This window comes from Halorubrum marinum (assembly GCF_048381195.1).
Lineage (GTDB): Archaea > Halobacteriota > Halobacteria > Halobacteriales > Haloferacaceae > Halorubrum.
In genome coordinates, this window is record NZ_JBLWMM010000007.1 from 75,766 (window position 1) to 101,764 (window position 25,999).

General features: G+C 64.3%; 21 protein-coding genes. 8 read left to right on the forward strand and 13 right to left on the reverse strand.

Annotated elements, in window-relative coordinates:
- Window positions 1-85: 85 nt before the first annotated feature.
- The 3 genes from ACNSN4_RS13940 (at window position 86) to ACNSN4_RS13950 (ending at window position 3,558) form a co-directional block, all read left to right on the forward strand.
- Window positions 86-1,153: a zinc-dependent alcohol dehydrogenase gene (locus tag ACNSN4_RS13940; RefSeq protein ID WP_418286450.1), complete on the forward strand. Its 1,068-nt coding sequence runs from the start codon at window positions 86-88 to the stop codon at window positions 1,151-1,153.
- A gap of 5 nt (window positions 1,154-1,158) precedes the next feature.
- Window positions 1,159-2,244 (forward strand): cupin domain-containing protein, encoded by a 1,086-nt coding sequence (locus ACNSN4_RS13945; RefSeq protein WP_418286451.1) that lies wholly within the window; start codon window positions 1,159-1,161, stop codon window positions 2,242-2,244.
- An 84-nt stretch (window positions 2,245-2,328) separates the two neighbouring features.
- Complete coding sequence (locus ACNSN4_RS13950; protein WP_418286452.1) at window positions 2,329-3,558, forward strand: hydroxyacid-oxoacid transhydrogenase; 1,230 nt, start codon at window positions 2,329-2,331, stop codon at window positions 3,556-3,558.
- Window positions 3,559-3,643: 85 nt separating this feature from the next.
- On the opposite strand, the gene ACNSN4_RS13955 is transcribed toward ACNSN4_RS13950, so the two are convergent.
- From ACNSN4_RS13955 to ACNSN4_RS13975, 5 genes are all read right to left on the reverse strand, one after another.
- The gene (locus ACNSN4_RS13955) at window positions 3,644-4,816 is read right to left on the reverse strand and encodes an MFS transporter (protein WP_418286453.1); all 1,173 of its coding nucleotides are present in this window, start codon (window positions 4,814-4,816) and stop codon (window positions 3,644-3,646) included.
- A gap of 349 nt (window positions 4,817-5,165) precedes the next feature.
- Complete coding sequence (locus tag ACNSN4_RS13960) at window positions 5,166-6,449, reverse strand: TRAP transporter large permease (RefSeq protein ID WP_418286454.1); 1,284 nt, start codon at window positions 6,447-6,449, stop codon at window positions 5,166-5,168.
- Complete coding sequence (locus ACNSN4_RS13965) at window positions 6,442-6,912, reverse strand: TRAP transporter small permease (protein WP_418286455.1); 471 nt, start codon at window positions 6,910-6,912, stop codon at window positions 6,442-6,444. Before ACNSN4_RS13965 ends, ACNSN4_RS13960 begins: the two co-directional genes overlap by 8 nt.
- Window positions 6,913-6,956: 44 nt before the next feature.
- Complete coding sequence (locus ACNSN4_RS13970) at window positions 6,957-7,910, reverse strand: TRAP transporter substrate-binding protein (RefSeq protein ID WP_418286456.1); 954 nt, start codon at window positions 7,908-7,910, stop codon at window positions 6,957-6,959.
- A gap of 261 nt (window positions 7,911-8,171) precedes the next feature.
- Entirely contained in the window at window positions 8,172-8,603 is a 432-nt protein-coding gene (locus ACNSN4_RS13975) for a universal stress protein (RefSeq protein ID WP_418286457.1), read from the reverse strand.
- Between the two features lie 123 nt (window positions 8,604-8,726).
- On the opposite strand from ACNSN4_RS13975, the gene lpdA reads away from it, so the two are divergent.
- Window positions 8,727-10,142, forward strand: coding sequence for a dihydrolipoyl dehydrogenase (lpdA, locus tag ACNSN4_RS13980; protein ID WP_418286458.1), 1,416 nt, complete (start codon window positions 8,727-8,729; stop codon window positions 10,140-10,142).
- 103 nt (window positions 10,143-10,245) lie between these two features.
- Here lpdA and ACNSN4_RS13985 read toward each other — a convergent pair whose 3' ends face one another.
- The 6 genes from ACNSN4_RS13985 to ACNSN4_RS14010 all read right to left on the reverse strand — a co-directional run bounded on the left by ACNSN4_RS13985 (window position 10,246) and on the right by ACNSN4_RS14010 (window position 18,517).
- A complete protein-coding gene (locus tag ACNSN4_RS13985; protein ID WP_418286459.1) occupies window positions 10,246-11,247 on the reverse strand; it encodes an alpha-ketoacid dehydrogenase subunit beta in 1,002 nt (333 codons plus the stop codon).
- Window positions 11,247-12,290, reverse strand: a complete 1,044-nt coding sequence (locus tag ACNSN4_RS13990; RefSeq protein WP_418286460.1) for a thiamine pyrophosphate-dependent dehydrogenase E1 component subunit alpha — start codon at window positions 12,288-12,290, stop codon at window positions 11,247-11,249. The genes ACNSN4_RS13985 and ACNSN4_RS13990 overlap by 1 nt, the downstream gene beginning before the upstream one ends.
- A gap of 154 nt (window positions 12,291-12,444) precedes the next feature.
- On the reverse strand, window positions 12,445-13,878 hold the full coding sequence (locus ACNSN4_RS13995) for a dihydrolipoamide acetyltransferase family protein (protein ID WP_418286461.1): 1,434 nt from the start codon (window positions 13,876-13,878) through the stop codon (window positions 12,445-12,447).
- A gap of 698 nt (window positions 13,879-14,576) precedes the next feature.
- On the reverse strand, window positions 14,577-15,791 hold the full coding sequence (locus tag ACNSN4_RS14000) for a CaiB/BaiF CoA transferase family protein (RefSeq protein ID WP_418286462.1): 1,215 nt from the start codon (window positions 15,789-15,791) through the stop codon (window positions 14,577-14,579).
- Window positions 15,792-15,869: 78 nt separating this feature from the next.
- The gene (locus ACNSN4_RS14005) at window positions 15,870-17,354 is read right to left on the reverse strand and encodes a zinc ribbon domain-containing protein (RefSeq protein WP_418286463.1); all 1,485 of its coding nucleotides are present in this window, start codon (window positions 17,352-17,354) and stop codon (window positions 15,870-15,872) included.
- Window positions 17,351-18,517 carry a thiolase C-terminal domain-containing protein gene (locus ACNSN4_RS14010; protein WP_418286464.1) on the reverse strand — a complete coding sequence of 389 codons (1,167 nt, stop codon included), beginning with the start codon at window positions 18,515-18,517 and terminating at the stop codon, window positions 17,351-17,353. The genes ACNSN4_RS14005 and ACNSN4_RS14010 overlap by 4 nt, the downstream gene beginning before the upstream one ends.
- A 198-nt stretch (window positions 18,518-18,715) precedes the next feature.
- Here ACNSN4_RS14010 and ACNSN4_RS14015 point away from each other — a divergent pair, with 198 nt between their 5' ends.
- Together ACNSN4_RS14015 and ACNSN4_RS14020 are read left to right on the forward strand one after the other, a co-directional pair.
- A complete protein-coding gene (locus ACNSN4_RS14015) occupies window positions 18,716-19,618 on the forward strand; it encodes a 3-hydroxyacyl-CoA dehydrogenase family protein (RefSeq protein WP_418286465.1) in 903 nt (300 codons plus the stop codon).
- Complete coding sequence (locus ACNSN4_RS14020; RefSeq protein ID WP_418286466.1) at window positions 19,615-20,562, forward strand: enoyl-CoA hydratase/isomerase family protein; 948 nt, start codon at window positions 19,615-19,617, stop codon at window positions 20,560-20,562. The genes ACNSN4_RS14015 and ACNSN4_RS14020 overlap by 4 nt, the downstream gene beginning before the upstream one ends.
- A gap of 63 nt (window positions 20,563-20,625) precedes the next feature.
- Here ACNSN4_RS14020 and ACNSN4_RS14025 read toward each other — a convergent pair whose 3' ends face one another.
- Entirely contained in the window at window positions 20,626-21,252 is a 627-nt protein-coding gene (locus tag ACNSN4_RS14025; protein WP_418286467.1) for an MBL fold metallo-hydrolase, read from the reverse strand.
- A 113-nt stretch (window positions 21,253-21,365) separates the two neighbouring features.
- Window positions 21,366-23,036: an aldehyde ferredoxin oxidoreductase family protein gene (locus tag ACNSN4_RS14030; RefSeq protein WP_418286468.1), complete on the reverse strand. Its 1,671-nt coding sequence runs from the start codon at window positions 23,034-23,036 to the stop codon at window positions 21,366-21,368.
- A 484-nt stretch (window positions 23,037-23,520) separates the two neighbouring features.
- Here ACNSN4_RS14030 and ACNSN4_RS14035 point away from each other — a divergent pair, with 484 nt between their 5' ends.
- Both ACNSN4_RS14035 and ACNSN4_RS14040 read left to right on the forward strand, forming a co-directional pair.
- Window positions 23,521-24,291 (forward strand): IclR family transcriptional regulator, encoded by a 771-nt coding sequence (locus ACNSN4_RS14035; protein ID WP_418286469.1) that lies wholly within the window; start codon window positions 23,521-23,523, stop codon window positions 24,289-24,291.
- A 124-nt stretch (window positions 24,292-24,415) separates the two neighbouring features.
- Window positions 24,416-25,954 carry an amidase gene (locus tag ACNSN4_RS14040; protein WP_418286470.1) on the forward strand — a complete coding sequence of 513 codons (1,539 nt, stop codon included), beginning with the start codon at window positions 24,416-24,418 and terminating at the stop codon, window positions 25,952-25,954.
- The last annotated feature ends 45 nt before the right edge of the window (window positions 25,955-25,999 follow it).

The window sequence follows — 25,999 nt, forward strand, 5'->3', positions numbered from 1 at the left end:
TCGCGAGGGAACAGTGCCCCGACCCGTGCCTTTAAGAACTGTGGTAGAGAATCGCACGACGTGAGTTAGCGTGAAGACAACATCTATGGTACTGTCCGAACCTGGCCGTCTCGAACCCCAGGAGTTCTCCGTCCCAGAAGCGCCCGAGGGTGCGGTGATCGAGGTAGAAGCGACGTCCGTCTGCGGAACCGATCTCAGCCTCTATAAGGACACGAACGATATGGGGAAACTCCCGATGATACTCGGCCACGAGGTCGCCGGCGTCGTCGTCGACGGTGCCGAAGAGACCCTCGACAAGTGGGGCATCGAGGTCGGCGACCGCGTCTCCCCCGAGCCGTACCTCCCCTGTAACGACTGCGAGGAATGCCTCCAGGGACACTACCATATGTGCTCCGAGAACCGCCTCTACGGAATCACGCTCTCGACCGATGTCGAGCCCGGCGTCTGGGGCGGCTATGGCGAGTACATGTACCTCCACCCGAAGTCGCGAGTCCACGCCGTCAGCGACGACGTCTCTCCGAAGGCCGCGTGTCTGAGTAGCGTCATCGGGAACGGCGTCCGCTGGGTCAGCCGGAAAGGCCAGGTCGACCCCGGCGAGAGCGTCGCCATCGTCGGTCCGGGCGCGCAGGGGCTGGCGTCGACGATCGTCGCGAAGGAGGCCGGCGCCGACCCGCTCGCGGTCATGGGGCTGCCGTCGGACGATGAGAACCTCGAGGTCGCCGCCGAGATCGGCGCGACCCACACGCTCTACAGCGACGACCCCGACGCCGTCGAGCGCGCGAAGGACCTCACGGATGGCTCGGGGTTCGATGTCGTCATCGTCACCGCCCCCGCCGAGCCAGCCGTCAACATGGCCATCGACCTCGTCCGTCCGCGCGGCCGACTCGTGCAGGTCGGCCTCCTCGGGGAGGACGCGACCATTCCGATTGACGACATCGTCGGCGACGAAATAACGCTTCTCGGCGGCCGCGGCCAGGCCGGCGACGTCGAGAAGGCGATGAACGTCCTCGAACGGAACGCCGAGGACGTCGCCCGCATCAACTCGCACACGTTCTCCGTCTCCGAGGCGGAGACGGCGATCAAGCGCCAGCTCCCCGGCGACGAGTTCGACTCCGAGATCGTGCACGCGGTACTCGTCCCGGACGAGACCTAATCCCGATGCGGATCCAGTACGACTCCGACCCGACCCGACCGGTCGAGGAGCGACCGAAGGCCAGCGTCGCGCGGTTCGACGAGACAATCCCGGCGACCCGTCACCGGTCCGATGTCGGGTGCAATTTCGACCACCTCGTCTGGCGGTACGAGTTCCCCGCGTCCCGGTGGTTCGACGGCCTCGAACTATTCAGACTCGATCCGGGCGCTTACACCGACTTTCACACTCACCGGGCGGACGCGGACGTCCCCCTGGAGCAAGTACTTCGCGTATTCTCCGGGCGCGGCGTGCTCCGGACCGAGCGTCGGGACGAGCCCCTCGGGCGCTTCGACCACGTCGCCGTCCCAGCCGGGGCAGTCTACCAACTCGGGAACACGGGCACCGAGCCCCTCTGGATCGGCACCTGGTACTCCACGGGCGACAACGAGGCGTCGGCGGAGTCGACGCTCGAATCCGGGAGCGAGACCAGGGGCCGCGCAGAGTACGAGCAAATTATGGCCACGCGAGCCGAACGCGGCCTCTCGACCGCGCCCGGCGACGACGGCGACGACGGTAATCACGTTGGATCTCCGAACGCAGACCGGCCCGAGCCGGCGGTGGAAGCGTTCACTGACCTCCAGCCCAAGACGCGGTACGAAGCACCGGCGGTCGGCTGCAACGCCGACTGGCTGGCGTGGATGTCGAACTTCGACGAACTCGATCGGATCTCAGACAGCTCCGTGATGAAGCTGGAGCCGGGCGAGTACACGAGCCTGCACACGCACTTCGACAACGAGGGGCCCCACGAGGAGATCTACTGGGTGATGGAAGGCGAGGCGCGACTCGTGACCGAGTACCGCGACGAGCGGATGAGTCGCTTCGACTGCGCTTTTTTCCCCACCGGGAATTCGCACGCCATCGGGAACGTCGGATTGGACACGCTCTGGGTCGGCGCGTGGGGCGCTCGCGGCGGTGTCAAGGGCGAATTCGACCTCTCCGACCTCGAGATATCGGAGCGACCCGGACAGACCGAGGAGTACGAGCGCGTGATGGCAGCCCGGAAGAAGCGCGGACTTCCGCTCCCCCCGAACGTCGAAGTCGACGATCGGTAGCCGATCGTCGCGGCGCGCTGGCGGGACGACCGCCCACGGCTGTACCTGAGAAAGAGATATGGTGCTCTCGGTCGCAGGAAGACCATGTTCGAACCAGAGACAGTCTGGACGTTCGACGTAGCCGATCGCGTCTCGTTCGGTGTCGGGGCGGCCGAGGAACTGGGCGACGAACTCGACGCGTTCGACGCATCGAGCGTGCTGTTCGTCTCGGACGCGGGAGTCGTCGACGCTGGCGTCGTCTCGCATCTGACCACGCGACTCCCCGACGCCATCGACTACGACGTGTACGGCGAAGTCGAACCGGAGCCGGACATCGACGTGTTCCGGGCCCTCCTCGAACACGCCCGTGACGTTCAGCCGGACGTCGTCATCGGCGTGGGCGGCGGAAGTGCGATGGACGCCGCGAAAACCACGGGAGCGCTCCTCGAGGCCGACGACGGACCGCTCGCGTACGTCGCACCGCCGACGGGCGACGGCAAGGCCGTGCCGGCGTCGGGTCGACCGACGATTTGCGTGCCCACGACCGCGGGAACCGGCGCTGAGACGTCGCCGGTTACGGTCATCTCGCTCCCGGCTCAGGACACGAAGGTCGGTATCTCCAGCCGCCACCAGTACCCCGACCTCGCGCTCTTGGACCCGACGCTCACGGTTACGCTCCCACCTCGACAGACGGCCTCCTCAGGTATGGACGCGCTTTCACAGGCTATCGAGGCGTACACCGTCCGCCGGTTCGACCAGAAGCCTCGCGCCGCCGGCCCCGCGGACCGCCCCGACTACGGCGGCCGCACGTCGCTAACGGACTCGTTCGCTCTACAGGCAATCGAACTCATCGCAGAGAACATCCGTCGTGTCGTCGGGAACGGCCAGGATCTCGACGCGCGAGCAAACATGCTCTTCGGGAGCTTCTGCGCCGGCGTGGCGTACACGAACGCGGGCGTAACGGTTAATCACGCGATGGCGATGGCGATCGGCGGCCGACTCCACAGTCCCCACGGCGCGACCGTCGCGACGCTCCTCCCCGCGTCCCTCCGGTACAACGGCGCCGCGGCGCCCGATCGCCACGAACGGGTCGCGGAATTCCTCGGCGTCGACGTCGGGACGAGCGACGCACCGGCTGGCACGCAGGCGGCGGACGCGGTAGCAGCCCTCGCCGCCGACCTAGACCTTCCCGACGGCCTGTCCGCGTTCGGCGCCACCGAAGACGACGTCGAGCAGTTCGCCGAACGGACGCTCCAGCTCGAACGCCTGACCGCAGGGAACCCCCGCAACCTCACGCGAGACGCTGTTGAGACGATGATCGAACGCTCGCTCTGAGGGCCCCTAGCACCGCGACCGCCAGCTCGGGTCCCTGATCTCAATACCCCTGATCTCAATACCCCTGATCTCAGTACCCCTGATCTCAGTACCGCAACCCAGTCGCGTAGTTCGCCGCGAAGGCGCACAGTACCAACGACAGCGGTACCGTTAATAGACCGAACGCGGCGCCCCAGCTGAACGCGTCGGCGACGATCCCGACGCTGACGGAGCCGGAGGCTCCGAGCAGGCCGTACACCGTTCTGACGAGACCGAATCCGACGCCCTGCTCCGCGGTCGAGAGGTTGTCGATGAACCGAGGCAAGACCGCGGATATCCAGCTCATACCGATCCCAACGAGCGTGATACCGGTCGCGATCGCGGCCAGTCCGCTGCCGACGACGAGGGTGGAGAACCCCGCGATCCCGGCGATCATGCATCCAGCGATCAACCGATCGCGTCCGTAGTGATCGGAGAGCCGACCGACGGCGATCTGAACGACGCCGTGAACCAGAAAGTATCCGCCAAAGCCGATGCCGGCGGCGGTCGTCGATAGCCCGTGATGTGCGATCAGGAACGTGGGTAGAAACGAGGCCGTCGACTGCCAGACGAATTCGCTGAGGACCGCGATACAGACGGTGAACGCGATCGGCGGACGTGCGAGCACGTTTCGGATAGTTTCGTACTCGAACAGTTCGCCGATCGACCGGTCCGGTGTTCGAGGCGGGGTCGGCCGCACTTTCCACGCGAAGCCGACGAAAACGACGACTGCGACCACCGCGCCGATCGTGACGCCGATCCGCCAGCCATACCGCACCGCGATCCAGGCAACGACGACCGGGGTGACGAGCCCCGCGACCGGGCCGCCGGTGCTGTGGAGGCCGATCGCGGTCCCGACGTTATCATGGGTCCGCGTCAGAAGCGAGGTGGCAACGCTGTAATGGAGACCGGTCGTCACGCCAAGGAGGAGTATTGCGCCGACGAACACCGCGATATTCGGCGATATCCCGATGGCCAGACTCGCCACCGCAGTGCCGCCGATGGAGACGAGAATGACGGAGCGTTCCCCGAACCGGTCGGCGAACACGCCGCTCGGATACTGCGTGAGAAAGTACGAGGCCCACAACCCGGTGAGGGCGAAGCCGATGACTGTATTCGAAACCTCGAACTCAGCCGTGATCGACGGGACCACCGGACTGATTGCCATCCGCGCCACCATCGTCGCGAAGAACGCAAGGGTACACAACGCGAGGACTGTCTCCCGGTATCGCCAGCGCATCACAGTACCCTCATCTGTAGATGTGCATGAAAAATAGAGACGGAACCAAGCGCGTATTGATATCGGCAGTGCTTGCTGGCGATCGCCCAGTACTGGCATTCGCCGCTGATTTGGCCCTCACCGAAGTCGTAGATCCACCAGGTGGGATCAACTACTCTCCGAGCGATAAACGTGACCACAGGATCATTCCGCACATTCACGATCACTGCTCTTCTCGAGGTGTCACCACAGTGGTCGACAAGATGTCATCACCGATGTTCGGACTACGCGATGTGAAGAATGATCGCAAGGAGATGCACGGTTTACGGATTCTTGAAACGATCACTTTCGGAGGCACTCCAGAGGCGGTCTACGTGAACTGTATCAGATAGAGACTAATCTCCGGGATGTACGCGACGATGAACAGCCCCGTGAGCAGTATGACGTAGTACGGGACCGTCGACCGAAAGACCTCGACCGGATCCACTCTAGCGATGTCAGCCGATAAGTACACCGACAACCCGAGTGGCGGCGTCAGAAGGCCGATCATCAGCCCGTAGACGATGACGACGCCCATGTGGATCGGGTCGTGTCCGACCTCGATGAGAGGCGGTACGACGACCGGCACGATCATCACGAGCGCCGCCAGTGGGTCGAGGATCAACCCGAGCGTGAGAACGAGGATAATAACCATTAACAAGACTACGGGCGGGCTCTCGGAGACGCTGAAAAGCAGATTCGCAAACTGGACGTCGACACGCTCGATCGACAAAATGAACGAGAACAGCCCCGCCGCAGCCAGGATGATGAGAACGGTGCTCGTCGTTTTCGCCGTGTCGACGGCAGCGCTCCAGATGTATCTGATATTCGTGATCCGATACACGACGACGTTGATGAACAAAATATAGAGGACGGTGACCGCGGCCGCTTCGGTCGCGCCGAACAATCCTGAAAGCATCCCCGCTATCAGGACGATCGGCGTCGCGATTGCCGGGAACGCGATGACGAATGAACGGACGATCGTCCGGATCGGGGGCCGGGTCTCGTTAGAGGAGTACCCCTCGCGCCGGCAGATGATGTAGGTCCCGACCATCAGTAGTCCGACGGTAGCGAGCGCCGGCAGCGCCCCCGCGACGAGCAGGTTGAGGACCGACTCCTCTGCGAGGATCCCGTACAGGATGAGCGGAATACTCGGCGGAAACAGCGGACCGACCGTCGCCGAGGCGCTCGTTAGCGCCGCAGAGAATCGCCCTTCGTACCCGTGTTCGTTCATCGTCGTTATCAGTACCTTTCCGACCCCGCCGATATCGGCGAGCGCGGACCCGGAGATACCCGAGAAGATGAGGCTGGTGAGGATGTTCACCTGTGCCAGGCCGCCGGTGAGGTGGCCGACGATGTTGTCGGCGAACTCGAAGATCTTCTCGGTGATATCACCGTGGTTCATCAGCGAGCCGACGTAAATAAAGATCGGTACGGCGAGCAGTGAGAACGAGTCGACCGTCCGCACCATCCGGTTGATCGGGAACTGCGCAGGCTGTCCCGAGAAGACCAGCAGGTAGATCGACGCCGGCAGCCCCAGCGCGATAAACACCGGCACCCGCAACAGGGCGAGCACCAAGAAGGTGAGGACGACGAATACGCCGCCGCTAATCATCGAGAGCCGCCTCTGTCCATGCGTTTTCGATCCCCAGTAGCTCCGCGAACTGTCCCGCATACACAATGGTAAGCATGATGAATCCAAGCAACGGTGCGGCGAAGTACACCGCTGTCGGAACACCGAGACCGCCTACGACAGAGTCGAGTCCATTGAGCGTCGCGAACAGCGCGCTGTAGAGGAACACGAAACAAGCGACGAGGTTCAACCCGCGGAGCGCCCACTCGTGGTACTCGTCGTACGGTTCGGGAAGCCGCTCCACGAAGTAGTCGATCTGGATGTGCCGTCGTTCACGCGCCAGCCCTCCGATGAGCAGGAATATCACCCAGACGCACGTGATCTGGGCCAGCGACAGTAGCCCGGAGACGTATATACCGGCGTTTCTCGTTACGATGATCACGAGGATGATAGCCGAGATGCTCACCACACCGACGGCACCAACATACGCCGGTATCGTGCCCACGAGTCGTTTCAGAGACATCGAGATATATTCGGATATCGGGGTAGTTATTGGTAGTCTCCGCCGTGGATGTCCTCGATCCGGTCGATGAAGTCGGGGAACGTCTCGCGGATGTGCGATCGCGTCGCCGATGCAAACTCCTCGAACTCGATGTCGTCAGCGGTCAGGATCTCCGCGCCCGCATCGCGGAACACCTGTCTGTTCTCCTCGATGTTCGACCGAAGCTGTTCGATCGCCTCGGCCTGAGCCTCGGAGATCGCCTCGTAGAACGCGTTCTGCTGCTCGTCGGTGAACTCACTCCAGGTGTCGTCGTTGATCCAGAACGCCAGTGCCGGGTGCATGTGATCCGTCTCGAGGACGTAGTCCGTGTGCTCTTGAATGCCCGCGCCAACCATGATCTCGTAGGGGTTTTCCTGACCGTCTATCTGCCCAGTCGCGAGGGCCTGTGGGACCTCTCCCCAGTCGAGATCGGTCACCTGCGCGCCCAGGCCGACGACCGTCTCTTCGAAGATGGGGACCGGCACCGCGCGGAGCAGCTTCTCGCTGAGCTCCTCGGGGTTGGTCACCGGCTCGTCGCCGGTGACGGTGACGCGGCGCGTCCCCTGTGGGAACGTCCCGAGCGAACGGAGGCTGGTCTCGTCCGCGATGTCTTCGATGAGGTCGCGTGCGGTCTCCGACTGGTTGGGATCGGTCGCCTCCATCAAGTGCTCGTACGGCCGGTCAGGGTCGTACATATACGGCGCGTCGAAGATCTGGGCCTCCTCGTAGAAGCTCGCAGCGAGCGCGTAAATGTTCACGTAGATGTCGAGCGCCCCGGACTGGACGTTCTCCATCGACTCGATGAGACCACCGAGCTCGTTGTCGGTGTACGCGTCGATGGTGATGTCGCCGCCGGTCTTCTCCTCGACGCGTTCGCCGACCATCGCGGCGGCGTCCCCGTGAACGGTGCCTTCAGCGCCGGCGGCGTTCGCCTCCAGCTGGAAGGTGCCGTCGTCGCCCATACAACCCGCGATCCCTACCGTCCCCAGTGCGGACGTCGCTGCGACGGATTTTAGATACGCTCGGCGCGGAGTTTTTGCAGGTCGACTATCACGGTTTGTCATGGATTGCACAAACAACCATGATAGTATATGTGTTTCCCTTTCTGCAATACGCTCCGCGTTACTGCGGGAAGCTTCGTTTTCAGTGAGGTCTTTAGCAGGAAGAAATTGATTGTCAGAACCGTCCGTGGTTATCTCGCTCTGAGGGCACCGGCTTTGCCGTTATCGCTCGTTGGTCCACTGTTCGGTAACGATAGTCACTGGGACGGGCGAATCGTGGATCAAATCTAGCGTTCTACTTCCGAATATGGCCTTTCCGACCGGTGAGCGCTTACGTGCGGGAAGGACGAGTTGATCTGCATCGTGATCGCGGATCGCCTCGACTATCTGTTCGGTCGCCTCTCCGACTCGCACGTCTTTTGTCACGTCCAGGCCGGCCTCTGTCAGAGCGGAGACAGCCCCCTCGAACGCGTCAGGGATCTCGAAATCCTCGTGGTCGATCGAGACGCGACCCCCGTCGGAGCCGACGATATCGATATCCTTCCGCGAATGCGTGACGACGACAGAGATCTCACCGGGGAGCGATTTGACGAAGTAGATGGCGTCTTCGAGCGCGTGGTCCTGTGTGTTGATTGGTAACACGACGGTGTACATACCGCGGCATTGCGGGGCAACCGTCAAAATACCTCCGCTGCCGTGAACGACAGAAGTGATCGCTCTTCCGCGCGTTTGGAGAAGATGCCCAGATTTATGGTTGCACCCGCATCCAGACCTCGTATGTCCGAGCTACCTGCGGAGACTGACGTGCTCGTCGTCGGCGCCGGTCCCGGCGGCTACGTCTCGGCGATCCGCGCGGCACAACTCGGGTTGTCCGTGACGCTCGTCGACGCGGATAAACCGGGCGGCACCTGTCTCAACTACGGGTGTATCCCGTCGAAGGCCCTTCTTTCGGCGGCCAGTATCGTCCACGAGGCGGGCCATCACGAGTCGATGGGCATCTACGCGGATCCGTACGTGGACTGGGACGAACTGCTCGAGTGGGAATCCGGCGTCGTCGATCAGCTCACCGGCGGCGTCGAGCACCTCTGTGACGCGGCGGGCGTCACGCTGGTCACGGGACGGGCCCAGTTCGTCAACGACACCGAGGCAGACGTCGAACTCCCGGACGGCGACCACCAGCGGATCTCGTTCGAAAAGGTCGTCATCGCCACCGGCAGCCGCCCGATCCGGCTTCCGTCGTTCCCGTTCGAAGAGGACCGCGTGCTCGTCTCGCGAGACGTCTTTTCGCTTGAGAAGATTCAGAACGAACTCCTCGTAGTGGGAGGTGGATACATCGGTCTCGAACTCGCCACACTGTTCGCCAAGCTCGGAACGTCAGTCACCGTTCTCGAGGGCGAAGATAACGTCCTTCCCGGATGGGAAGACGACCTCCGGAGCACGGTCCGCGACCACGTCTCGTCACTGGGCGTCGAGTTCGTTTTCGAGGAGTTCGCAACTGACTGTACGGTAACTCCCGACGCGGTCGAAGTCACGACAACCGACGCGGCGGACCGGGAGACGACCCACGCTGCCGATCGGGTCGTCGTCGCGGTCGGCCGGGAGCCTGTCACCGACACCGCGGGTCTCGATCGGCTCGGCCTCGAGTTCGAGGACAGCCCCTTCATCGAAACGGACGACCAGTGCGGCGCGGTCGGCGCGGACGACCACGTGTTCGCTGTCGGCGACGTTGCCGGCGAACCGATGTTAGCTCACAAAGCGAGCGCAGAGGGAATTGTCGCCGCCGAAACCATCGCCGGTCAGGACGCGTCGATGGCAGACCGCGTCGTCCCCGCAGTCGTCTTTACCGATCCCGAAGTCGGTACGGTCGGCCTGTCGAAGACGGAGGCCGAAGACGCCGGCCACGAAATCGCGGTCGGGCGCATGCCGTTCAGCGCGAGCGGACGGGCGCTGGCTGCGGGCAACACGAAAGGCTACGTTCAGGTCATCGTCGACCAGCCGTCGGGTGAGCTCCTCGGCGGACGCGTCGTCGGGAAACACGCCTCCGAGCTCGTCGGCGAGCTCGCGCTGGCGGTCCAGTCACGCACGACCGCCGACGAGGTGGCGGACACCATTCACGCACACCCGACGCTATCCGAATCCGTGATGGAAGCGTGTGCAGCTGCGGTCGAGAAAGCGATTCACGTCGCGGAGTAGCGCACCCACAGTCACGTTCTCGATACTACACGTCCGCTGATATCGGCGTCTCGCATGCGGGTCGAATATTTAAGAGGCGGTGGTGGCGGTGGATTCCCCGGCGTTATCGGACGCGTCGCACGGCTCGTTCGATGTCGTCCCCGTCAGGGAGAATTTCGTGTTCCAGGTTCGGTGCGAACGGGATCGGCGTGTCCGGGACGCCGACGCGCTGTGGCGGGGCGTCGAGCGAGAAGAACCCATCCTCAACGACGCGCGAGACGACCTCGGCGTGGAACCCGTACGACACGGGGCTCTCGTCGGCGATAACGAGCGTACCCGTCTTGGAGACGCTGTCGAGGATCATCTCGGTGTCGAGCGGATAGAGGCTGCGCGGATCGATCACTTCGACGCTGATGTCGCCGTCGAGTCGGTCCGCAATCGACATCGCTTCGCCGAGCAGCCGCTGGGTCGCGACGACTGTCACATCCTCGCCGGGCCGCTCGATCGAGGCCTCGCCGATGGGAACGGTTACCGAGCTATCGGTCGGTACCTCGCCGCTCCGCTCGTAGATCGTCTTGTTCTCGAAGAACATCACGGGATCTTGCGAACGGATACTCTCCTTGATCAGCCCCTTCGCAGCTGCCGGGGTCGAAGGCGCGACTACCTTGATCCCCGGAAGGTGCGCTACCAGCGTGTGAACCGTCCCCGAGTGTTGAGCCGCGGCGCTGACTCCGCCTCCTTCAGTCGCGCGTAGGACGAGTGGCACTTCGACTTCGCCGCCGAACATGTACTGCGTCTTGGCGGCCTGATTCATGATCTGGTCGAAACAGACCCCGATGAAGTCGGCGAAGCTCAACTCGACGACTGGTCGGGTACCGGTTGCGGCTGTGCCGACCGCAGCGCCGACTTGAGCGGCCTCGCTGATCGGGGTATTGCGGATACGCTGGCCGCCGAAATCCTCGTATAAACCGGCCGTTACCTCGAAAGACTCGCCGCTCTCCTCGTCTTGGCCGTAGAGCATGACGGACTCGTCGGCGTGGAGTTCCTCGCGAAGGCCTTCTCGGATCGCTTCGCGAACGGTCATCGTCTCGGTCGCCACGGTCGTGTCGTTTTCTGCGTTCTCCATCAGTACGCTCCCCAGTTGGGCTCCTCGCGCGCAAGGTGCTCGCGGCGGTGTTCGATCTCCGGTACCGACTCGACGAAGACGTCCTCGTAGGCAGCGTCGAGGTCCGCCGGCTCGGCGTTCCGCGCGAACGCCACTGCGGCCTCCATCTCCGCTTCGACCTCCTCGCGGAGGCCATCGATCTCCGACTGTACGATCTCGTCGTTCTCGAGGAGCTTCTCGGTGAAGTTGTTTATCGGGTCGCGCTCGGAGCGCCACCCCTCGATCTCTTCTTCTGTCCGGTACGGCTGCTGATCGCCCTCGAAGTGACCGCGGTAGCGGTAGGTCTTCGCTTCGATGAGCGTTGGTCCGTCGCCGGAGACCGCTCGATCGCGCGCCTCCGAGACGGTCTCGTAGACGGTTTCGACGCTCTGTCCGTCGATTGTGAAGCCCTCCATGCCGTACGATGCGGCCATGTCAGACAGGTTTTCGATATTGTGCTGTTCTTCGAACAGCATCCCCTCGGAGTACAGATTATTTTCGATCAGAAAGACGACCGGGAGCCCCCACGTCGCCGCGAGGTTGAACGATTCGTGCACCTGCCCCTCGGCGACCGCTCCGTCGCCGATGAACGCCAGCGAGATCCAGCCCTCGTCGTTGTACTGGGACGTGAGCCCGGCACCGACCGCGAGCGAAGCGCTCGCGCCGACAATGGGCTGTGCGCCAAGCATTCCCTCGTCGAGTGCCGCGACGTGCATCGATCCGCCTTTCGCGCGGCAGTAGCCGGCCTCCTTGCCGTACAGCTCGGCGAGCATCCGGTCCGGATCGAGCCCCTTCGCGATGCTGTGTCCGTGAGCGCGGTGGGTGCTCGTGATGTAATCGTCGTCAGTGAGGGCGCCACACGCCCCGACCGCGACGGCCTCCTGGCCCTGGGAGAGGTGGACGAAGCCCGGAATCTCCCCGTCGGCGAACTGGTCTTGTACCGTGTCTTCGAACTCCCTGGCGAGGAGCATCCGTCGTAACGCCTCTTTTCTCCCGTCCACTGTACACGTGTCTACAGGTACCATGATCGGTTATCTAAGTAACACGGTTCCTCATACATATCTATTCGGAATAAGTCACGTTCGCACACCGATGCCGCCCCCGGAGTACCACCCACAGTGTAGATCAGCCGACTGCGCAGAGAGAAATCCGTCTTGGAATCGAGACCGCGGTACGCCTTTACGCCTCGAGTAACGCCGGTGCATCCGCCAACTGGTCCGCGAGTGTGTCGAGCAACCGGGCCGCGTCGGCGCCGTCGACGACACGGTGGTCGAACGAGAGGCTGAAGCCGATCGTTTTCCCGAATTCGATCCCGCGCTCAGTGCGCTTGGGCTCTTCTTTCACGCTGTTGACGCCGAGGATCGCGACCTGCGGCGGGTTGATGATCGGCGTGAACGAGTCGATGCCGAGAACGCCGAGATTCGTGACGGTAAACGTCCCGCCGTTCAGGTCGTCGGCGGTTTGCCGGCCACCCAGAGTCCGGTCGGTCAGCATGCCTCGGGAATGCGCGATCTCTGTGACGCTTTTGTCTTCGACGTTTCGCAAGACGGGTGTGATGAGCCCCATGTCGGTGTCGATCGCGAATCCGATGTTGTGGTCCGCGTACACCGTGTGTACGTCATCCTCGAACGTCGCGTTGAACTCGGGGTGCTCCGTCAGCGTCTCGCTCAGTGCCTTGAACAGGACGTCCGTTATCGAGACCACGTCGTCCGCGGCGCCCGCGGCCTCGAACAGTGACTCTGCGTTTACACGGCGGTCGACGGTAACATGTGGCGCCTCCCAACTCGCGCTGAGGCGACGGGCGACGGTCGCACGGGTCCCCGAGAGCGGCTGTTTCGCCTTGATCGTTCGCCCCGCGGTGTCACTTCCGGCACTTCCTTCCGCGGCTACGGCGCCGGCACTGGCGGGAGCGCCTGCCCCTCCCGCCGCCTCGACATCCGCTTCCCGGACCGATCCGTGGGGACCGCTACCGAAGATAGCGGACAGGGGCACGTTCAGTTCGGACGCGCGTCTCCGGGCGCGCGGCGTGACGAGTTCCGGCTCCTTGCCGGTTCCGATGAATGGTGTAGTTTCGGCGGAGTGACCGTTGGAGGGAGGCCGTTCGCCGCGTTTTGCGCGTTCGATATCCGCGACGGTTATCGCGCCTTTCTGTCCCGTTCCGCGTATCGAGGTCACGTCGATCGCTTCAGCCGTCGCACGCGCTCGCGCCTTCGGGGTCATCCGGGCGTCCTCTACTGCCGTGCCTTCAGCGGATGGAGTCGATTCAGTCGACGGCTCCGTCTCGGTCTCCAGGTTCGCCTCTGCTTCCTCCGTAGACGTGACCACGGTCTCCGACTCCTCCGCCGCTTTCTCCAGCAAGTCCGAGACGTCCGAGTCGGCAGCCGAAACGATTCCCATCGGCGTGCCCGGTTCGACCTCGGCTCCCTCTTCGAGTAGCTTGTGTCGAAATATTCCAGTCTCCCGCGCCGCGACCTCGGCGACCGACTTTTCCGATTCGATCTCCGCGAGGACGTCCCCTTCTTCGACATCGTCCCCCTCCTCCGGGAACCACTCGAGAAGCGTCCCCCTCTGCATCTCTACACCCAGTTTTGGCATGCGGACGATATACGCCATTCTTGAATCCACTTCGTGGGTTCTCACAAAAGGTCTATGCATGTGCGTTTGGCGGTATTCAGAATAAATAGAAAGGAGACAAATATAGGTTAAAAAAAGGGTGGTACGTTTTCAAGAAATTAATGCCGAAAACGACTGCCTCAGGGGCTGTTTAGACGAGATCAACGTAGCGTTTGTGGAACGAGAAGTAATACCGGAACGCTTGATGAAGTTCAGCATCCCGCTCTATTCGCTCAATTATCGATTTTACATACTGTTTTGTGTATTGACTATTTGGCGTTCATCGGTCCGATCTACCGGTCATAACTGAGCTCACAATTTGACTATTTCTTATTTGATTCACAGAGAGAATTCACGAACGGGTATATCGTATGCTACCGAGAGGGCCGTTTTGGTTTCACACGTATATGCCAATTCACAGCATTATTATTCATAGATGTTTTAAAGTATCACACATCATATTAATGATAACGAAATAAGACGCTGCCAGCTCGCAAAAATCACGCAGGAAATATTATACTTCCTTTATAATCTCACAAAATTAGTTATTAAACTTTTCAAGTAATAATTTGATTGTTTTATGAAATTGGAATGCAAGTGAGTCTCCTATATGTCTGTGGGTCGTTAGAGATAATGACATTAAACATATGCTTCTGCATACATACGTTATCTTCGATATTATTCTTTGTTACTCTCTGTTACTCATTATCATTCGTGCCAAACACGCCCTCGCTCGCCAATGCGTCTATCTCCGCGTCGGAGTACCCGAGCTCCCCGAACACTTCGCGGTTGTGCTCGCCCAGCAGCGGCGGCGCTCGGTCGAACCCGCTCGTCGCGTTCTCGTACCGCAACGGGTGTTCGATCACCGGCACCGTCCCGAGTTCCGGGTGCTCGATCTCCGTCACCGTCCCCCGAGCCTCGATCTGCGGGTTCGAGAGCGCCTCCTCCACCTCGTACACCGGGCCAGCGGGGACGCCCGCCTCTTCCGCGATGATCTCGATCCACTCGTCGGTCGTGTGCTCGGCGAGCGTCGCCTCGATCTCCGCTTCCAACTCGTCGAGGTGGTCGACTCGGTCGGCGTTCACCTCGAATCGGTCGTCTTCGGGCAGGTCCGGCCGGTCGAGCGCCTCGCACAGCTCGCCCCACAGCTTCTCGTTGAGGATACAGACGTTGATGAACCCGTCTTTCGTCTCGAACGTCTGGTACGGCGCGAGCACCGGGTCCTTCGTCCCCATTCGTTTGGTCTCTTCTCCAGCGAACGTCATCCCCGCCTGCTTGGTGAGCCACGGGAGCGTCGCCTCCAACATGCCCAAATCGATGTACTCGCCCTCGCCCGTCTGCTCCCGGCGGTACAGCGCGGTCATGGTCCCGAACGCGGCCCACATCGCCGTGATGAGGTCCGTCATCGGCAGCCCGACTTTGACGGGTTGGCGACCTTCCTCGCCGGTAACGCTCATGATCCCGCTCATGCCCTGGATGAGCAGGTCGTACCCGGAGCGCTCGCGCCACGGGCCGGTCTGGCCGAACGCGGAGATGGCGAGGTAGATCAGGTCGTCGTTGTGCTCGGCGAGCGTTTCGTGGTTGACGTCGAGCCGCTCGGCGGTCCCCGGCCGGAAGTTCTGGACGAACACGTCGGCCTCCTCGACGAGTTCGTACAGCGCCTCCTTAGCGCGGTCGTTTTTCAAGTCGAGTTCGAGGCTCCGCTTGCCGTAGTTGAGCGTCCAGTAGTAGGGGGATTCGCCCTTGATAAAGGGGGGGCCGGAGTGACGGACGGCGTCGCCGTAGCCGGGCTGTTCGACCTTGATGACTTCGGCGCCCTGATTGGCGAGCATCGCCGAGCAGAAGCCGCCGGTGACGAACGTCGAGAGGTCGACGACTTTGATCCCCTCCAGAATCTTCGTCTGCTCGGTCATCGCCGTCGCTCGTCGTGGTACGTCTCAGTTGATTGCGTGCTCATCAGTGAACGATGGTTGGAGTGACCAGTGGTAATACTACCGGCTGTGAGACTCCCGAATCGCATCGGTCGGGACGACCTTGAGCCCGTAACGGACCACGCCCTCACGCTCGTAGATCCGCCGCGGGACCGTCCGAACCCGGTCGCCGACCGCGGGAACGTCGACATCCGCAATCACGGACACGGGGAGTGACACCGAACCCGTCTCAGGAGCGTCGAACCCGACGACGGCAACGCCGAACGACCCGGCTCGCTGACCGAAGACGGCGAACTCCGGCGGAGCCCCGGCAGCACCGACGGTCGTAACCGCTTCTACGGTTCCCGTTCCGGGGAGTTGGACACTGTCGTAGCCAGCCAGCGACCCACAACTGACGCACGCGCCTTCTGGCGGGAATCTCAGTGCACTGCAATCGGAACAGCGACCGGCCACGAGCCGGTGTCGCTGCGGGAGCGTCCGACGCCACGACGGGACGCTCACGTTCGCACCACCGCCGGCGGGTGCGTCGCCCGTTACGAAGCCTCGTCGTCTCGCGTACGCGGCGTAGGTGAGGTCGGTCACGGGATCGATGGCGGCATCGACGGAGACGGTGCCGTCTCTCGAGAGGTGGACTGCCGTAGCTCCGGACCCGCCGCCGTATCCGACGATGAGAGGGCGTCTCGCACCGTCTGCAAGCGCGTCAGCGAGGCCAAGAAGCGGTCCTGCGACCCCGGTGTCTCCGGTCCGGTCGACAACCGTACCGGCCGCGATCCGCTCGACGTCGAGTCCGGGAGCCCCACCGGCGACGCGGTATGGGAGTTTCCCGTCGGGTGCCGTGAGCGCGACCGCGTCCGGATCGGCTTCAGTCGGTTCGCTATCGCCCGGTAGCCCGTCGGCAATTGCGCTCGCGACGCAGGTCCGATAGGCGTCGCGCTCGTACGCCGCGGCTCCGAGCGATTCCGTCTGCGTCCGGCCGTGACGGCGGAATCGGGTACCCGGATATGGGTCGGCGTGTTCGCCCGTCGCGATCGCTCGGAGCGGCCCGCCGTCGACGATGAGCGCCGCGCCGGCGCCCGCACCGGCCGCGGCCTCCGTGTCGCTTTCGGGCGATCCGTTCGGACAATCGGCAGCCACGACGAGCGCCGGCGTCGGAACGTCACCCGCGAGCGCGTCGGCCAGCGCGGCGACCCCCGCCCGGGTGCTTCGCCCGTGCTCACGCGTCCGAGCGCTCGCAGGCGTTCCGAGCAAGCTCGCGAGTCGCACGACTGCCTCATCCTCCTCCGACGGGGGCGTCGTCGTCGCAAAGGCGAGTGAGGCGATCTCGCTCGGATCGACGGCCGCTGCGTCGAGTGCGCGCCGTCCCGCCTCGGCCGCCAGCGTGAGGCTGTCCTCGTCTGCGTCGGGAACCGCAGTTCGGTCGACTCCCGGGGCGGCACCGGTCTCCCACGCCTCGCGGTACGCCTCTGCGGGGAGAGCGAGGCGCGGGACGTACCCGCCAACCGCGGCGATTCCGGATCGCTCCGAGGACGGCTCGCTCTCCGTCATCGGTCCGCCTCCAAGACGTGGACGACGGCGGCACCGCCGGATCCGCCGACGTTGTGCGTGAGCGCTCGACCGACGTCGGCGACTTGCCGATCGCCGGCACGACCGGTCAGCTGGTCGAACGCTTCGACGACCTGTCCGACGCCGGTGGCCCCGATCGGGTGTCCCTTCGATTTGAGCCCGCCCGAGGTGTTCACCGGACGATCCCCGTCGCGGTCGGTGACGCCCCGCTCGATGAGGTCGGGTGCTGCTCCCGGGGCGCAGAATCCGAGGTCCTCGTACGCGAGCAGTTCGGCGATCGCGAAGCAGTCGTGGACTTCCGCGAGGTCGATCTGATCGGGCCCGATATCGGCCGCCTCGTACGCCGCCTCGGCGGCCGTCCGCGAGGCCGGAATCGAGGTGTACGTGTCGCGTTCGAACAGCCCGACTCGATCGGAGGCGGCCCCGACGCCTGCGACCCGAACAGCGTCGTCAAACTCCGCCGCTGCCGTTTCACTGGCGACGAGCACGACCGCGGCTCCGTCGGAGGTCGGGCAGCAGTGGTAGAGGTTCAGCGGGTCGGCGACGGTGGGAGCGTCCCGAGCGTCCGCGAGCGTGCACTCGAATCCGAGATGCGCCTTCGGGTTACGGGCACCGTTGGCGTGGTTCTTGACGGCGACGCGCGCCATCGCCTCGGGGTCTGCGTCGTACGCGTCGAAGTACGCCGACGCCATCTGGGCGTACACGCCCGCGAACGTCGTCCCTGAGAGTCGCTCCCACGCGGTCTCACCGCTGACGCCGAGCCACCACTTCGTCGTGTCGGCGCTCGTGTCGGTCATGACCTCGACACCACCGGCGAGCACGAGATCCGCCATTCCGCTCTTGACGGCCTGTACCGCGGATCTGACGGCGAACCCGCCAGCGCCACATGCGTTCTCGACGCGCGTACAGGGGACTCCGTCGAGCCCGACGTGTTCCGTGACCGCCGGTCCCGACAGCCCGATCTGTCGACCGCCGACGCCGAGCGTTCCGACGACCGCCTCGTCGACGCGGTCCGAGAGCGTTGACGGGACGAGGCCAGCGCTCTCGGCCGCCTGCGTGTACGCGGTCTCGAAAAGCGATCGGTAGCTCTCGTCGGGGAAGGAGCCGAACGCCGACTGGCCCGCTCCGACGACATACGCGTCCATGACGTGTGTGATACGGCCGCCGAGAGATATATCCATGGGTCCGGGCGAGACGCGACGGTTCGGCTCGCACCGCCGCTGTGTCGGACACTCGCTTCGGTTCAGACCGCTATTCGTCGACCGGTAGATCGAACGAAAGTCGCATACGCTCAATCCCGCCGGTGTACGAAGCCTTTTGCTGTCGAGCGGTGTGTGTGAACTATGCACGTAACCGTACTCGGTGCGGGGACGATGGGTCGCGGGATCGCTCACGTCGCCGCGTTCGCCGGACACGAGGTCTCGCTCAGAGACGTCGAGGACGGCCTCGTCAGCGACGGAATTGCGGGGATTGCGGACGCGCTCGACGAGGGTGTCGAGCGGGACGTATTCACTCGGGAGGCGGCCGACGCCGCGCTCAACCGGATCGCGGGCACGACCGATCTCGAACGCGCCGCCGCCGGCGCTGACGTGCTCGTTGAGGCGGTCCCCGAAGACCTCGAACTCAAGCGTCGGGTACTCGGTGATGCCGAGGCATTTCTCACCGACGACGCGCTGATCGCCTCCAACACCTCGTCGATCCCCGTGACGGCGATCGCGAGCGCGCTCGACGCTCCCGAGCGCTTCTGCGGCCTCCACTTTTTCAATCCCGTCCACCGTATGGCGCTCGTCGAGGTCGTAGTGGGCGAGCGGACGGGAGAACAGACCCGCGAGCGCGCCGTCAGTTTCGTCGAGGGGATCGGCAAAGAGGCCGTCGTCGTCCGCGACGCTCCGGGGTTCGCCTCCTCGCGGCTCGGTGTCGCGCTCGGGGCCGAAGCGATCCGGATGGTCGAGTCGGGCGTCGCAGCGCCCGCCGAGATCGACCGCGCGATGACGCTCGGCTACAATCACCCGGTGGGGCCGCTGGAACTCACCGATATCGTCGGTCTAGACGTCCGTCTCGATATCTTGGAGACGCTGCGCACGGAACTCGGGGAGCGGTTCCGACCGCCTCAACTCCTGCGCCGGAAGGTCCGCGCCGGAAAGCTCGGTCGGAAGGCCGGAGAGGGGTTCTACCGCTGGGAGGGCGGCGAAATAGTCGATGCAGCGGACGCCGAGAGCGATAGTTCGGGGAGCATAGAACGATGAGCGGCGACGATCCTGTGGCCGACGATGACCCGACGACCGACGATAACCCCGTGACCGACGATGACCCGACGACCGACGACGACTCCGCAGCCGACGCGTTCGATCCCATCGCCGGCGACCGACGAGACGTCGTTGCGGTCGCGGCCGACTGCGATCACGTCTCCGTCGCCGTCGACGAGCCCGACGAGGGCGTGGCGACGGTGACGCTCAGCAGACCGGACGCCCGCAACGCGCTCGACGCCCGGCTCCGCCGCGAGCTGACGGCCGTCTGCACCGCGCTCGATGACCCCGATCGCGACGCGGGCGTCCGAGTGGTCGTCCTCACCGGCGACGCTGCCGGAAAGGCGTTCGTCGCGGGCGCGGACGTGACGGAGCTCCGCGACCGGGACGCGCTCGAACAGCGGCGCGTCAGCGAGCGACCGCGCGTGTACGAGACCGTCGCGGCCCTCAGGCAACCCGTTATCGCGCGAGTCAACGGACACGCGCTCGGCGGCGGGTGTGAGCTCGCGTTGGCGTGTGACGTCCGGATCGCTCACGAGCGAGCGCGGCTCGGCCAGCCGGAGATCGGGCTCGGTATCATGCCCGGCGGCGGCGCCACTCAGCGCCTCCCCCGGCTCATCGGCGAGGGCGAGGCGATGAAGCTCGCGCTCACCGGAGAGCTGATCGACGCCGCGACGGCCGCCGAGAAGGGGCTGGTCGAGGAGGCCCTCCCTGACGACGCGTTCGATGACCGGATCGCGGAGCTCGCGGGAGCGATGGCGGCGAAGAGCCCGACCGCGCTCTTCCGCACGAAGGAGGCCGTCCGCGCGAGCGCCCGGCTTCCGCTCGACCAAGGCATCGACTACGAGGCCGAGCTGTTCGTCGGGCTGTTCGACACGGCGGACAAAGCCGAAGGGATCGCGGCGTTCCTCGAGGGTCGCGAGCCCGAGTGGTCCGGCGAGTGACCCCCTGCGACTCGGGACCAGAGATGTTTCGAGTCCGAAACGTGTCGCCTCGACAGTCACACCTCACTTTCCAGGGAAGTTCACGTACCGGTCGATCTTCGCGCTCGCGTCGGTGGTGACCGAACTGCCGTGATACACTAACCCGACGTCGAACTCGTAGTCGAGGAGGCGTTCGAGGCTCTCTTCGGCCTGGTTGAGATCCGTCGAGTAGACCGCAGGCGGGAGGTGGAACCGTCCGGCTTCGAGTCCGCGCTGATCGGCTCCCGAGAGAGCGTCGCCGAGGACGGCGACGCCGCGCTCCTCGTCGATCAGGCTGTGGTGTTCCGGCTCGTGCCCGGGCGTGTGCACCGCGACGAACCGACCAATTCGATCGCCGTCTCCGTACCGTTCGTCCGGCTCGCGCTCGGTGTTCGCTTCGAGCTGATCGGGTACCCACGATTCGACGTCATACCGCTCGACGACGCCGTCGAACCCGCCGAGATGGTCGCCGTCGCCGTGCGTGATCACGAGCCGCTCCGGCTCGACGCCGACCGCTTCGATCCCCGCGAACAACGCGTCCGTCGTGGACGCGAGCCCGGTATCGAACAGCGTCGGAGTCCCGTCGACGAACAGGAACGCCCGGTATCGTTTCCCTCCCGGCTCGTCGAGGCACGTGATGTCGTACACACCGTCCGTGATCTCTGTTGGCATTGTACGTACACCTACGACAGCTATCACAATAGTCGTACCGCCCGCCCACAACGCGATCCCGTATCGTGACAGGGGTCGTGACGGGGACGGCGGTCACCGTTCACGACCGCGGCTCAGGCGTCGAGTACGGCGCCGAGCACGTCGTCCGGAACGACGCCTCGGGTCGTCCATCCCCGGACGTCGTAGTACTCGTCAAGGGCAGCGTCGAACCCCGGCAAGTCGTACGGCAGCGCGTCGTCCGCGCGGTCGAACCCTCGTCGGTTGTTGAAGGCGCGTTCGAGCGTAACGACGCGCTCGCCGATCTCCAACAGCTCGTCGTAGTCGACGTCGAACAGCGACGCGTACCGCTCCTCGGTCATGAACGAGCGGGAGAACTTACAGATGACCGCGGAGTCGTTCACCGCCTTGAGATCTTCGAGCGTCGCGACGATAGGGGCCTTGCCGTCGAGTCCCTCGGGATCGACTTCCCCGTCGTACTCGAGGTTGTGGATCTTCGAGTACATGTGGTCGGCGCCGCGGTTCGCCGTCGCGTACCCTAATCCGCGGCCGTGAAGCACTCGACCGTCGTGACCCGGAAACTCGAGTCCCTTGCTCGTCCAGTTTTCCACGCCCAGCTCCTCGTGAATCCGATCTACCCCCTCCGCGAGCAGGTCGCCGACCTCGTCCTCGCGGTGGGCGATGCGTTCGACGAGGTCGTGGATCAGTTCGACGTCCCCGAAGCGGTCCTCGGCGGCGAGGTACGCCCCCACGGTGACACCGGCGCTTATCGTATCGAGGCCGTAGCGGTCACAGAGCTCGTTCGATTGCATCACGTCGACGATGTCGTCGACGAGCAGGTTGCTCCCGAACGAGAACACGGTCTCGTACTCGGGGCCCTCCGTCTCGACGCCCCGCGACTCGTCTCGCGTCGGGAGCTTGCAGGCGAACGCGCACATCGAGCAGGTCCCGCGCTTGTACTTTTTCGATTCGACGGCCGCGCCGTTGATCCCCTCGACGCCCTCGTCGAAGTCCATCCGCTCGAAGTACTTCGTGGGCAGCGAGAACAGCTCGTTTTTGACGTCGACGCCGCTCGTCGTCCCCTGCCGTTTCATCATGCTGTCACTCGTGGCGGCGTCGCCGTGGATCTCCGAGGCGGTCTCTTCGTTGAGCCCCGAGACGGCGAGCTCGGCGTCCCCGTCGAACGATATCGTCTTTACCCGCTTTGCACCCAGCACGGCACCGAGCCCCCCGCGACCGAACGCGCGCGAGTTCGAGGTCATCAGACAGGCGTACCGAACGAGGTTCTCGCCAGCGGGGCCGACCGTGACGAGGTGCTCACCGCCGAGTCCGTGCCGCTCGTCCATGACGGCGGACGTTTCCGGCACCGTCGCGCCAGCGAGCTCCGGGACCGCCTCGAACTCGACGCCGTCGTCGGTAACGTGGATCGCGAGGAGCTCGTCGCTTTCCCCAACTATCTCCACGCAGGGCGCTCCGGTTGCCGAGAAATGTCGAGAGAGAAACCCGCCGGCGTTCGCAGAGAGCAGCCCGTTCGTGAGCGGAGAGAGGCCCGTCGCGTTCATCCTACCGGTGAAGCTCATCTGCGAGGTCTGGAACGGGCCGGTCGAGAGGTACACCCGATTTTCCGGTCCGAGGGGGTCGGCGTCGAACGGGATGCGGTCGTACGCGAGCCGAGTCGCCACGCCGCGACCGCCGATGTATGCCGAGAGCAGGTCGTCGATCGACGTTCGCGTCGCCGTTCGCTCGCTCACGTCCACCGTGAGGAGATCGCCTTTTGTGGTTAGCATACCACGCTCTACGCCGGTCACGGTATAAGAGTTGATCCCGTTTGCACGCTCGTTAACTATCACGGATGATCAACTTATATTCGTATATCCGGAATGTTATATACCAACTGAATCCGAAGACGGCGATCTGGTGGTGTGATTCACTCTGTCCGCAGAGGCATTACATTCATACGGACGTAATAGAAAGACGGATCCGCACCTCATCGAACGCGCATATCCCCTCCGAAACCGCTCGATGCGAATCGTATTCGTATATACGGAATATTATATAGTGCGTTTCGGACTGCGCCTGCCGGTCGTGCGTCCGAGAACAGTGGGTGAATCAGCGGACGGGCGGCGAGGCGGACGGCATCCGCGCGAGTGGACTCGATTCCGGCAGCGTACGGCGGCGAGAGGTATCTGTACTGGGAGAGGCGGTGGTCCGTCGCGTATGTGTCTGGATTTATAGTGAATATTATATACCGTCGTCGCCTCCGCTTCGAGTATGAGCCGCCCACGCAAAACGGACACGTTGTCGACGGTCCACCGGGCGTTCGCCGTCATCGAGGCCCTCAGGGAGCTTGAGGGCGCGCGGGTCACAGAGCTCGCCGATCACCTCGATTTGGCACCGAGCACGACGCACAAGTACCTCGCCACGTTGGAGGCGGAACGCTGCGTCGTCAAGGAGGGCGACGAGTACCACGTCGGGATGGAGTTTCTCGACATCGGGACGTACGCCAAGTACCGGAAGAAAGGCTACCGACTCTGTGCTCGAAAGGTCACCGAGATCGCCGAGGCGACGGGCGAACGGGCCCAGTTCGTCATCGAAGAGCACGGACTCGGGATCTACCTGCACACGGAGGCGTCCGACGAGAACGCCGTGATGATCGACCGGCGTGACGGCGTCCATCGGCACCTCCACTCGACGGCGGCGGGGAAAGCGATCCTCGCGGAGTTGCCGACCGCTCGCGTCGACGAAGTCATCGCGGAGCACGGACTGCCCGCGGAGACGGACAGGACGATCGTCGGCCGGGAATCGCTAGACGCCGAACTCGACCGCATCCACGAGGCCGGCGTCTCGTACAACGACGAGGAATCGGTCGAGGGGCTCCGAGCCGTGGGCGTCCCCGTCTTTCGCCCGGACGGCGTGATCCTCGGCGCGTTCAGTGTGTCGGGACCGAGCAACCGGCTCAAGGACGACCGATTCCGCGAGGAGCTCCCGAACCTGCTCCTCGGTCACGCCAACGAGATCGAGCTCAATCTGCGGTACGCCTGATCGTCTCCTGTTCGCCCCCCGTCTCCTGTTCGTCTCCCATCTCCGGTACGCCTCTATCTCCCGCATGTCCGAGCCGTCCCGTCGGCCGCGTAGTTTTAAGCGCTCGTGGAGCCGACCCTCTCGTATGCGAGACGCCATTCAACGGGTCACCGGTACAGACGTGCGGGAGCTCGGTGAGAAGTGGGGGATCGATGTCTCCCCAGGAGAGGCCGACGCGATGGCTGACCGGGTGAACGATCGGCTCGCGGACGACCTCGACGCGGTGTACGATGTGCCCGTTTCGACTGGCGCGTCGGACCCCGGAGAGCGATCGTGGTCCGAAGGGACCGACCGGTACAACGCGATTCGCGTCGACTGTCACGTACCGCCGACCACCGACTCCGGTGACCTCCTCGACGGGGTCACCGTCGGGCTCAAGGATCTTATCGCCGTCGCGGGCGTGCCGATGCGCTGCGGTTCGGCCGTCATGGAAGGGTTCGTGCCGTCAAGGGACGCGACGGTCACGAACCGGCTTCGTCGGGCGGGCGCGACCGTCGCCGCGAAAACGACGATGGACGAGTTCGCGGGGGGCGGTCGAGGCCGGACCGCTCGCGGGCTCGTTCGCAACCCGCTCGACGAAGACCGGATCGCGGGCGGCTCCTCCGGCGGAAGCGGGGCCGCCGTCGCGGGCGGACTCGTCGACGTCGCGCTCGGCACCGATACCGGCGGCTCGACCCGGAAGCCGGCGGCCTTCTGCGGCGTCGTCGGTCTCAAGCCCACGTACGGACTCGTCCCCCTCTCGGGGGTGATCGAGAACACGTACGCGCTCGATCACGTCGGCCCGATCGCGCGGAGCGTCGACGACGCCGCCCGCGTCCTTGAAGCGCTCGCTGGTCCCGACGCCGCAGACCCCGCGAGCGCCGCCACGGCCGGTGAGGAGGGATACCAGGTCGGCGGCTACGTGGACGCCGCCGCGTCGCCGCCACCGATCGCTGATCTCCGGGTCGGGGTCGCGACGCAGGGGATGACGGACGATATCGAGGGGGCTGTCGCGAATCGCCACCGAGCCGCCGTCGACGCGATCGAGGACGCGGGCGCGACGCTCGTGGAGATCGAGATACCCTACCTCGACGAGACCAAACACCTCAAGAACGCGATCAGCTACACGGAACTCGCCGCGTTCTGGCGCGACGGCGGCGCACCGATCCGCCGCGGTGGGTCGGTCGATCCGGGTGATAGAGCGGGGTTTCAGCGGCGAGCGCGCGCGGCGTCCGGAGAGCTCAACGCGTTCTATCGGAGCAGGATGCTCGCGGGCGCGCACCTCGCCGACGCGCACGGCGCGCGCCACTACGTCCGTGCTCGCGCCGCCCAAGCGACCGTTCGAGACGCGCTCGCGGGCGCGCTTGACGGTGTCGACGTGCTCGTCACCCCGACGGTTCCCGCGCTCGCGCCGACCATCGAGGCCGTTACCGATCCCGACTTCGATTACGACGGCCTAGAGAGCGCGTTCGGGTACGGTCGATACACGAAGATCGCCAACGTGACCGGGGTCCCCGCACTGACGGTGCCGAACCGCATCGAGGACGGACCGGCCGTCGGCCTGCAGCTGTTCGCACCGCGGTTCGACGAGGCGACGTTACTCGCCGCCGGCTCGCGGCTCGCCGACGTCGTCGACGGAGAGTAGCCGGGAGCGACGATCGGAGGTACTGCTCACCGAGACAGAAGCGGG

What these genes read in the sequence shown, in the direction of transcription:
- ACNSN4_RS13940 (WP_418286450.1), top strand. Translation starts at nt 86, where the DNA reads ATGGTACTGTCCGAACCTGGCCGTCTCGAACCCCAGGAGTTCTCCGTC.
- ACNSN4_RS13945 (WP_418286451.1), top strand. Translation starts at nt 1,159, where the DNA reads ATGCGGATCCAGTACGACTCCGACCCGACCCGACCGGTCGAGGAGCGA.
- ACNSN4_RS13950 (WP_418286452.1), top strand. Translation starts at nt 2,329, where the DNA reads ATGTTCGAACCAGAGACAGTCTGGACGTTCGACGTAGCCGATCGCGTC.
- ACNSN4_RS13955 (WP_418286453.1), bottom strand. Translation starts at nt 4,816, where the DNA reads ATGCGCTGGCGATACCGGGAGACAGTCCTCGCGTTGTGTACCCTTGCG.
- ACNSN4_RS13960 (WP_418286454.1), bottom strand. Translation starts at nt 6,449, where the DNA reads ATGATTAGCGGCGGCGTATTCGTCGTCCTCACCTTCTTGGTGCTCGCC.
- ACNSN4_RS13970 (WP_418286456.1), bottom strand. Translation starts at nt 7,910, where the DNA reads ATGGGCGACGACGGCACCTTCCAGCTGGAGGCGAACGCCGCCGGCGCT.
- ACNSN4_RS13975 (WP_418286457.1), bottom strand. Translation starts at nt 8,603, where the DNA reads ATGTACACCGTCGTGTTACCAATCAACACACAGGACCACGCGCTCGAA.
- lpdA (WP_418286458.1), top strand. Translation starts at nt 8,727, where the DNA reads ATGTCCGAGCTACCTGCGGAGACTGACGTGCTCGTCGTCGGCGCCGGT.
- ACNSN4_RS13985 (WP_418286459.1), bottom strand. Translation starts at nt 11,247, where the DNA reads ATGGAGAACGCAGAAAACGACACGACCGTGGCGACCGAGACGATGACC.
- ACNSN4_RS13990 (WP_418286460.1), bottom strand. Translation starts at nt 12,290, where the DNA reads ATGGTACCTGTAGACACGTGTACAGTGGACGGGAGAAAAGAGGCGTTA.
- ACNSN4_RS13995 (WP_418286461.1), bottom strand. Translation starts at nt 13,878, where the DNA reads ATGGCGTATATCGTCCGCATGCCAAAACTGGGTGTAGAGATGCAGAGG.
- ACNSN4_RS14000 (WP_418286462.1), bottom strand. Translation starts at nt 15,791, where the DNA reads ATGACCGAGCAGACGAAGATTCTGGAGGGGATCAAAGTCGTCGACCTC.
- ACNSN4_RS14005 (WP_418286463.1), bottom strand. Translation starts at nt 17,354, where the DNA reads ATGACGGAGAGCGAGCCGTCCTCGGAGCGATCCGGAATCGCCGCGGTT.
- ACNSN4_RS14010 (WP_418286464.1), bottom strand. Translation starts at nt 18,517, where the DNA reads ATGGACGCGTATGTCGTCGGAGCGGGCCAGTCGGCGTTCGGCTCCTTC.
- ACNSN4_RS14015 (WP_418286465.1), top strand. Translation starts at nt 18,716, where the DNA reads ATGCACGTAACCGTACTCGGTGCGGGGACGATGGGTCGCGGGATCGCT.
- ACNSN4_RS14020 (WP_418286466.1), top strand. Translation starts at nt 19,615, where the DNA reads ATGAGCGGCGACGATCCTGTGGCCGACGATGACCCGACGACCGACGAT.
- ACNSN4_RS14025 (WP_418286467.1), bottom strand. Translation starts at nt 21,252, where the DNA reads ATGCCAACAGAGATCACGGACGGTGTGTACGACATCACGTGCCTCGAC.
- ACNSN4_RS14030 (WP_418286468.1), bottom strand. Translation starts at nt 23,036, where the DNA reads ATGCTAACCACAAAAGGCGATCTCCTCACGGTGGACGTGAGCGAGCGA.
- ACNSN4_RS14035 (WP_418286469.1), top strand. Translation starts at nt 23,521, where the DNA reads ATGAGCCGCCCACGCAAAACGGACACGTTGTCGACGGTCCACCGGGCG.
- ACNSN4_RS14040 (WP_418286470.1), top strand. Translation starts at nt 24,416, where the DNA reads ATGCGAGACGCCATTCAACGGGTCACCGGTACAGACGTGCGGGAGCTC.